The following is a 7,845-nucleotide window of genomic DNA, read 5'->3' as shown; positions in this document are numbered from 1 at the left end:
GCTCGGTGAAGGCGACGGTCTGCAGACTGAAGACCGGCAAGGTTGCCTCGACGCTGCCGATCTTCAGTCTGCAGACCGTCGCCTTCACCGAGCAGGCGGTGGCGCAGTATCAGAACATCGTAGGCCAAGGCGGCTGGGAACAGGTTCCGGCAACCAAGAAGCTTCAGCTCGGCGTCGACGATCCGGATGTCGTGCCGCTGCGCAAGCGGCTGATGATCTCGGGCGACCTGTCGCAGAGCGCCGGTATCTCTACGGCCTTCGATTCCTATGTCGACTCGGCGGTCAAGCGCTTCCAGCTTCGCCACGGCCTGCCGGCCGATGGCGCGATGGGCAAATACACGTATGCGGCGATGAACGTTTCGGCGCAGATCCGGCTCGGCCAGCTGCAGACCAACCTGCAGCGCCTGAAGGAAAAGGCCGGCACGCTCGGCAGCCGCTATGTGCTGGTCGACATTCCGGCCGCACAGATCGAGGCCGTCGAGAACGAGCGCGTGGTCCTTCGCCACACCGCGATCGTCGGCAAGATCGACCGCCAGACGCCGATCGTGAATTCCAAGATCAACGAGATCATCGTCAATCCGTACTGGAACGCGCCGGTCTCGATCGTGCGCAAGGACATCATTCCGCTGATGCGGAAGGACCCCAAATACCTCGAGGAGAGCCACATCCGGCTGTTCGCGCCGGACGGCAGCGAGGTCGATCCGATGACCGTCGACTGGTCGACGGACGATGCCGCCAAGTACCGTTTCCGCCAGGATCCGGGCGTCGGCAACGCCATGGCCTCGGTCAAGATCAACTTCCCGAGCCCGGACGGCGTCTATATGCACGACACGCCGCAGCAGAGCCTGTTCGGCAAGCTGATGCGCTTCGACTCCTCCGGCTGTGTGCGCGTCCAGAACGTGCGCGACCTCGTCACCTGGATCCTGCGCGACACGCCTGGCTGGGATCGCCAGCATTTCGAGGCCACCATCAAGACCGGCGAGAACACGCCGGTTCAGGTCGTCAATCCGGTGCCGGTCCACTTCCTCTATCTGTCCGCGTGGTCGACCGGGACCGGCGTCGTGCAGTTCCGCGACGACATTTACGGCCTCGACGGCAACAGCGAGCTGCAGATCACGTCTGCGCTGTAAGCGACTGATATTAAATATGAAAAGGCCGCTCTAGAAGCGGCCTTTTTTGTTTGGATCAGCCGTTGGTTCTGCAAAGCAATACCCAGCCGCCTGTCTGGACGCGACGCCGGCAATTGCGCATGGTCGGCCTGGGAGCCGGAATCGCATCATGGACGTCGCCGTCTTCATCCTCGTCGTGCTTGCTTTCGTGGCGCTTTCCGGCGCGCTGATGCGGCTGGTGCGGGTGCCGCTGCCGGTGTTGCAGATCGCCATCGGCGCCGCCCTTGCCTGGCCGGCGCGCGGCCTGCATGTCGAGATCGATCCGGAGCTGTTCCTCCTGGTGTTCATCCCGCCGCTTCTGTTCGGCGATGCCTTCGCGGCGCCGAAGCGGGAGCTGATCGAGCTGCGAGGGCCGATCCTCGATCTTGCGATCGGATTGGTTTTCTTCACCATTGTCGGCTTCGGCTACGCCCTGCATTGGCTGGTGCCGAGCATCCCGCTTGTGGTTGCATTCGCTTTAGCCGCCGTGCTGTCGCCGACCGATGCGGTCGCCGTGTCCTCGATCGTCGACCGCAATGTCGTTCCGGCGCGGCTGATGCATATATTGGAAGGCGAATCCCTGCTCAACGATGCCTCCGGCCTGGTCATGTTCCGCTTCGCCGTAGCAGCGGCGCTGACCGGCAGCTTCTCCTTCGCCGCCGCCTCGCTGAGCTTCGTCTATGCCGTGGCCGTCGGCATCCTTGCCGGCATCGCGGCGCTGTTCATCGCCGCCAAGGCGCTGCAAATCCTTGGCCGCATCGGCGGCACGCCGGCGGAGGCGCAGGTGCTGGTCATGATCCTGCTGCCCTTCGTCGCCTATCTGATCGCCGAGCATGCCGGCGCCTCCGGCATCCTGGCCGCGGTCACGGCGGGCCTGCTCACCGGGACGTCCGGCATTTTCCGCTATCTGGCGGTCTCGGGGCGCATTCAGGCGATGTCGCTATGGTCGACACTGACCTTCGTCTTCAATGGCGCTCTCTTCATCCTGCTTGGCCTGCAGCTTCCAGACATCATCCGCAAGGTTCCGCCGGAGCTCACCAGCCGGCACTGGCTGTTCGAGCCGGCGCTGACCGTGCTCATTTTGACGCTCTGCCTGATCGGCCTGCGCTTCCTCTGGATCTGGATCGGCGACATGGCCACTGGGATCGCCGCACGGCTCGGCAAGCGCGAAGCCGAGCCCTTTGGTTTCCGTGTCAGGCTTGCCGGGTCGGTGGCCGGTGTGCGCGGGGCGATCACGCTGGCCGGCATCCTGTCGCTGCCGCTCGCGCTGCAGGACGGCTCGCCCTTTCCGGCTAGAGATGTGGTGATCTTTCTCGCCGCCGGCGTCATCATCTGCTCGCTGGTCATCGCCAGCCTCGCTTTGCCGAGGATCGCGCGCGGGCTGGTCGAGCCGGGCGAGGATCCGGGCGCGGCGGAAGAACGCCGGGCGCGTGTCGGCGCTGCCAACGCGGCCATCGCCAGGATAGAAAGTCTCGCCGGCAACGGCGGCGAAGAGGGCGAGGTGGCCGAGGCCCGGCTCGCGGTTGCCGACAGCATCGTTGCCGGCTACCGACGCCGCATCGCGGCGTCCGACGAGGCCGAAGAGGCGCGCGCCGAGGCTCGTGAAGCCGGGCGGCTGGAACTCGAGCTGAGGCATGCCGGCATCGAGGCGGAGCGCGCCGCCGTGCGCGCCATGTTCCGCAGCCGCGAGATCAACGACCATACGATGCGGGCGCTGCTTTCCGAGATCACGCTGACCGAAGCCCTGCTCAAGAGCCGGCAGGGCAGGAAATAACGGTTCGGTCGATTTGCTTGGCGCAATCCGGCCAGCAAATTTCGCGCCGCAAACGTGGCGGGCTCCGAACAACTGTGTTAATGCGCGGCGACCTCGCAAGACCTCCGGCCCCAAGGGAAAGCAAGCCATGTCAAATGCCGCGGCAGCCTCCAGCAAATTCGAATCCTTCTTTGAGACCACGCTTGCCGATGCCGATCCGGAAATTTTCGGCGCTATCCGCAACGAGCTTGGCCGCCAGCGCCATGAGATCGAGCTGATCGCCTCGGAGAACATCGTGTCCCGCGCCGTGCTCGAGGCTCAAGGGTCGATCATGACCAACAAATATGCCGAGGGCTATCCGGGTAAGCGCTACTATGGCGGTTGCCAGTTCGTCGACGTGGCCGAGGAACTGGCCATCGAGCGCGCGAAAAAGCTGTTCGGCTGCAACTTCGCCAACGTCCAGCCGAATTCCGGCAGCCAGATGAACCAGGCCGTGTTCCTGGCGCTGCTGCAGCCCGGCGACACCTTCATGGGCCTCGACTTGAATTCCGGCGGCCATCTCACCCACGGCTCGCCGGTCAACATGAGCGGCAAGTGGTTCAAGGTCGTCTCCTACGGCGTGCGCAAGGACGACCATCTGCTCGACATGGACGCGATCGAAAAGACCGCGCATGAGACCAAGCCGAAGCTTATCCTGGCCGGCGGCACTGCCTATTCGCGCACCTGGGACTGGAAGCGTTTCCGCGAGATCGCCGATTCGATCGGTGCCTACCTGATGGTCGACATGGCCCACATCGCCGGCCTCGTCGCTGGCGGCATGCCCCCGTCGCCGCTGCCCCATGCCCATGTCGTGACCACGACCACGCACAAGTCGCTGCGTGGCCCGCGCGGCGGCATGATCCTGTGCAACGACGAGGAGATCGCCAAGAAGATGAATTCGGCGGTGTTCCCCGGTCTGCAGGGCGGTCCGCTGATGCATGTCATCGCCGCCAAGGCGGTGGCGCTCGGCGAGGCGCTGAAGCCGAGCTTCAAGGCCTATGCCGAAAGCATCGTCGCCAACGCCAAGGCGCTGGCTTCGAGCCTGCAGGAAACCGGCCTCGATATCGTCTCGGGCGGCACCGACAATCATCTGATGCTGGTCGACCTCAGACCGAAGAACGCCACCGGCAAGCGTGCCGAGGCGGCCCTTGGCCGGGCCAACATCACCTGCAACAAGAACGGCATCCCTTTCGACCCGGAAAAGCCCTTCGTCACCTCCGGTGTCCGTCTCGGCACGCCTGCCGGCACCACGCGCGGCTTCGGCCAGGCCGAATTCCGCGAGATCGGCAAGCTGATCGCCGAGGTGCTGGATGGGCTGAAGGTGGCGAATTCCGACGAGGGCAATGCCGCCGTCGAGGCCGCCGTAAAGGCCAAGGTCACGGCGCTGACGGATCGTTTCCCGCTCTATCCTTATCTCGGTTGACCGGGCGCTGCGCATCATCTTTTATCCGCCGGCATTGCGTCGTCCTGACTGGACGGCGCTCCGAACTGGAGGCTTGATGATGCGCACTTTTCGTCCCGCTGCCCTGGTCCTGCTTGGTTCGCTGGCCGGCTTTGCCGTATCGGGCGCGCTTGCACAGGAGCAAACGCAGCCGGATCCGAATTTGCCGGCCACCAACACTTTCGGCGGGTGGACCACGATCATCGATACGCTCGATACCGGGCAGGACGCGCGCAAGACCTGCGCGGCTTCGACCGCTTTCGTCGACGGCAATGGCAGCGCGGGCACGCTGACGCTTTCGATCTCGAACGGCGACGCGCTGCCGCCCGATGCCTATCCCGCCATCATGATCACCGTCGACAACAAGGACCTGCCGACCGGCAAGAGCATCGCAGCGACATTTGGCGACCCCGGCATCAAGGTTTCCGCGGCGGTCTCTTCCACCGATGCCGTCAACGGCCGTCCGAGCTGGATGGTCGACAACCAGGCCAAGACCAGTCTCGCGCTGCTGCGAGCCATGCGCAAAGTCACCTCGCTCGATGTCGTTTTCGGCAAGCAGACGGTCGCCAGCATCCCGATGGACGGCTTCACCAAGGCCTATCGCAACCTCGGCACGTCCTGCGGCTTCGCCACGAAGGATGTCGCGCCCTGAGGCGACGGAGCGTTCAGGGCAGGGCGCTGGCAATCTTGCTCGCGCCTCGCTATCTCTGAGGCATAAAAGGCTCTAAGCCTTTCGCCCATAGAATCGCGAACCCAAGGCTTTCCATGCGCTGCCCTTATTGCCAGTCCGAAGATACGCAGGTGAAGGATTCGCGCCCCGCCGAGGATGGCGCTGCGATCCGCAGGCGCCGCGTCTGTCCGGATTGCGGCGGCCGCTTCACCACCTTCGAGCGCGTGCAACTGCGCGACCTCGTCGTCATCAAGAAGTCCGGCCGCAAGGTGCCGTTCGATCGCGACAAGCTCCTGCGCTCCGTCGAGATCGCGGTGCGCAAGCGCAACGTCGATCCCGAGCGCATCGACCGCGCTGTGACCGGCATCGTGCGTCAGCTCGAAAGTTCCGGCGAGACGGAAGTGGCCTCCGGCGAGGTCGGCCGCCTGGTCATGGAGGCGCTGAAATCGCTCGACGACGTCGCCTATGTCCGCTTTGCCTCTGTCTACCGCAACTTCCGCGAAGCCAAGGATTTCCACGAATTGCTGGGCGAGCTGAAGGGCGACGAGGAAAAAACCGAAGAGGACGCCGGCTGATCATGGCAGGACCGCGACTGAGCGAGGCCGATCAGGCGGCTCTGGATCGTCGTTACATGGCCGCGGCGCTGAGGCTGTCGCGCCGCAATGCCGGCCGCACCTCCACCAACCCTTCCGTCGGCACGATTGTCGTGCGCGACGACGGCGCCGGTCCGATGGTCGTCGGCACCGGCGTCACCGCTATCGGCGGCCGGCCGCATGCCGAGACCGAGGCCCTGGCCGAGGCCGGTGAGCTTGCGCACGGCGCCACTGCCTATGTCACCCTGGAGCCTTGCGCCCACCATGGCCGCACGCCGCCTTGCGCCAACGCGCTGGTCAATGCCGGCATCGCGCGCGTCGTGGGTGCTGCCAGCGATCCCGATCCGCGCGTCTCCGGCAAGGGCTATGCCATCCTGCGCGCCGCCGGCATCGAGGTGGCGGAGAAGGTGCTGGCCACCGAGGCCGCCGAGCAGATGGCCGGCTATTTGATTCGATCTCTGAAGAAACGCCCGGAAGTGATCCTGAAGCTTGCGCTTTCCAGCGATGGCAAGATCGGCAGGAGAGGCGCCGGCCAGGTTGCCATCACCGGCGAGATCGCGCGGCGCGAGGTCTATCTGATGCGCGCCGAGGCCGATGCCATCCTGGTCGGCATCGGTACCGCGCTCGAGGACGATCCGGCTCTGACCGTGCGCTTGCCGGGGCTGGAGAACCGCTCGCCGGCGCGCATCATCCTCGATCGCCAGATCCGGTTGCCGGAGACATGCAAGCTGGTGTCCGGCGTTGACCGTGTTCCGCTCTATGTCGCGGCGTGCCCCGAGGCGGACCCGCACCGGCGGGCCGCGCTCGAACGCGCTGGCGTGCATTTTATCGGTACGGAAACGTACGAAAGTGAAGTGGCCCTGCCGGAACTGCTGGAGGATTTGGCCGCGCTCGGCATGGCAAGCGTGCTGGTGGAGGGCGGCGCCAAGGTGGCCAAGGCCTTTCTGGAGGAAGACCTGGTCGACCGTATCGTCCTGTTCCAGGGGCCGGAAGCAATCGGCGAGGACGGCATTGCATCGCCTATCGACGCCGACCATATCCCGCCGGGTTTCCGCAAATTGCGCGAGATGCGCTTCGGCGAGGACAGCTACGCCGAATGGGTACGACCATGATCCCAAAAGCTGGGAACCGGTTTTTGGGTAAGATCATGGTCAGACGGAAAGACCGAGATTGATGTTTACTGGAATTGTCACCGACGTCGGGACCGTGGCCGCGGTGAAGCCGCTCAGCGAAGGCGTCGGCCTGCGCATCGATACCTCCTACGACCCCGAGACCATTGCGATCGGCGCCTCGATCTCCTGCGGCGGCGTCTGCCTGACCGTGACGGCGCTTCCCGAGCATGGCTCGAACGCGCGCTGGTTCGAGGTCGAGGCCTGGGAAGAAGCGCTCAGGCTGACTACCGCGTCGAGCTGGAAATCCGGCGCCAGGATCAATCTTGAACGGGCGCTGAAGATCGGCGACGAGCTCGGCGGCCACATCGTCTCCGGCCATGTCGACGGCACGGCAGAAATCGTCGAGCGCAAGGAGGAGGGCGACGCCGTGCGCTTCACGCTGGAGGCGCCGCGGCATCTCGCGAAATTCATCGCGCCGAAAGGCTCCGTCGCGCTCGACGGCACCTCGCTCACCGTCAACAAGGTTGAAGGCACTCGCTTCGACGTTCTTCTGATCCACCACTCGCTGAGCGTCACCACCTGGGGCGAGCGCCAGGCCGGCGACCGCGTCAACATCGAGATCGACACCATGGCCCGCTATGCCGCGCGTCTTGTGGAGGCCGCGAAAGAAGGGTTGTGATGACCAAGAATGCAACCGGGTCCATGCAGGAGGAAAAGCTCAGCATTGAGGACCAGCGGGTCTCGATCTGTCGGTCAACGATTGCAGGGTGTTCGTTGAGGCCTTGGTCAATCCGCGGCCGGTGAATGACCGTCTGCGCGATACGGTGCGTCGCTATCGCGAGGCTACTGGCGTCTGACGGCCAATTGCAGCAATCTTGTGCTTGCGATCAATCCGGCTTCGGCCTAAGTCACCGGCAATCCCCCGGAGACTTTTATGGCTGGCATATCCCAACACGGCAAAGCGTTCATTCGTCCGAAGGCGAAGGCGCATCTGCTCATCGTCGAGGCGCGCTTCCACGACGACCTCGCCGACGCGCTGCTCGACGGCGCGACCGGCGCGCTGGACGAAGCCGGCGCTACCTATGACGT

The 7,845-nt window shown here is 64.7% G+C and carries 7 protein-coding genes and 1 pseudogene; all 8 read left to right on the top strand.

The features are described from left to right. Positions 1-1,130: L,D-transpeptidase family protein (locus EOA29_RS18275; protein WP_210213152.1), on the top strand; the 1,130-nt coding region annotated here is incomplete at its 5' end. A 148-nt stretch (positions 1,131-1,278) separates the two neighbouring features. After that, the gene (locus tag EOA29_RS18270) at positions 1,279-2,922 is read left to right on the top strand and encodes a Na+/H+ antiporter (RefSeq protein WP_126094235.1); all 1,644 of its coding nucleotides are present in this window, start codon (positions 1,279-1,281) and stop codon (positions 2,920-2,922) included. A gap of 127 nt (positions 2,923-3,049) precedes the next feature. Then, positions 3,050-4,363: a serine hydroxymethyltransferase gene (glyA, locus tag EOA29_RS18265; protein WP_127221242.1), complete on the top strand. Its 1,314-nt coding sequence runs from the start codon at positions 3,050-3,052 to the stop codon at positions 4,361-4,363. A gap of 79 nt (positions 4,364-4,442) precedes the next feature. After that, a complete protein-coding gene (locus tag EOA29_RS18260) occupies positions 4,443-5,033 on the top strand; it encodes a hypothetical protein (protein ID WP_126095927.1) in 591 nt (196 codons plus the stop codon). Between the two features lie 113 nt (positions 5,034-5,146). Continuing rightward, positions 5,147-5,626 carry a transcriptional regulator NrdR gene (gene nrdR / locus EOA29_RS18255; RefSeq protein ID WP_059184872.1) on the top strand — a complete coding sequence of 160 codons (480 nt, stop codon included), beginning with the start codon at positions 5,147-5,149 and terminating at the stop codon, positions 5,624-5,626. Positions 5,627-5,628: 2 nt separating this feature from the next. Then, positions 5,629-6,756: a bifunctional diaminohydroxyphosphoribosylaminopyrimidine deaminase/5-amino-6-(5-phosphoribosylamino)uracil reductase RibD gene (ribD, locus tag EOA29_RS18250; RefSeq protein ID WP_189350101.1), complete on the top strand. Its 1,128-nt coding sequence runs from the start codon at positions 5,629-5,631 to the stop codon at positions 6,754-6,756. 61 nt (positions 6,757-6,817) lie between these two features. Further along, entirely contained in the window at positions 6,818-7,435 is a 618-nt protein-coding gene (locus EOA29_RS18245; RefSeq protein WP_126094233.1) for a riboflavin synthase, read from the top strand. 255 nt (positions 7,436-7,690) lie between these two features. After that, positions 7,691-7,845 (top strand): annotated as a pseudogene (locus tag EOA29_RS18235) (6,7-dimethyl-8-ribityllumazine synthase); the annotation flags it as partial.

Origin of the sequence: Mesorhizobium sp. M1E.F.Ca.ET.063.01.1.1 (assembly GCF_003998155.1) — a bacterium.
Classification (GTDB): domain Bacteria; phylum Pseudomonadota; class Alphaproteobacteria; order Rhizobiales; family Rhizobiaceae; genus Mesorhizobium.
The sequence above is the reverse complement of the archived record's forward strand: the minus strand, read 5'-3'. Positions and strand labels throughout refer to the sequence as shown.

Bases quoted from the DNA above. Each gene is read 5' to 3' on its own strand.
- ribD (WP_189350101.1), top strand. From the start codon at position 5,629: ATGGCAGGACCGCGACTGAGCGAGGCCGATCAGGCGGCTCTGGATCGT.
- glyA (WP_127221242.1), top strand. From the start codon at position 3,050: ATGTCAAATGCCGCGGCAGCCTCCAGCAAATTCGAATCCTTCTTTGAG.
- nrdR (WP_059184872.1), top strand. From the start codon at position 5,147: ATGCGCTGCCCTTATTGCCAGTCCGAAGATACGCAGGTGAAGGATTCG.
- EOA29_RS18260 (WP_126095927.1), top strand. From the start codon at position 4,443: ATGCGCACTTTTCGTCCCGCTGCCCTGGTCCTGCTTGGTTCGCTGGCC.
- EOA29_RS18245 (WP_126094233.1), top strand. From the start codon at position 6,818: ATGTTTACTGGAATTGTCACCGACGTCGGGACCGTGGCCGCGGTGAAG.
- EOA29_RS18270 (WP_126094235.1), top strand. From the start codon at position 1,279: ATGGACGTCGCCGTCTTCATCCTCGTCGTGCTTGCTTTCGTGGCGCTT.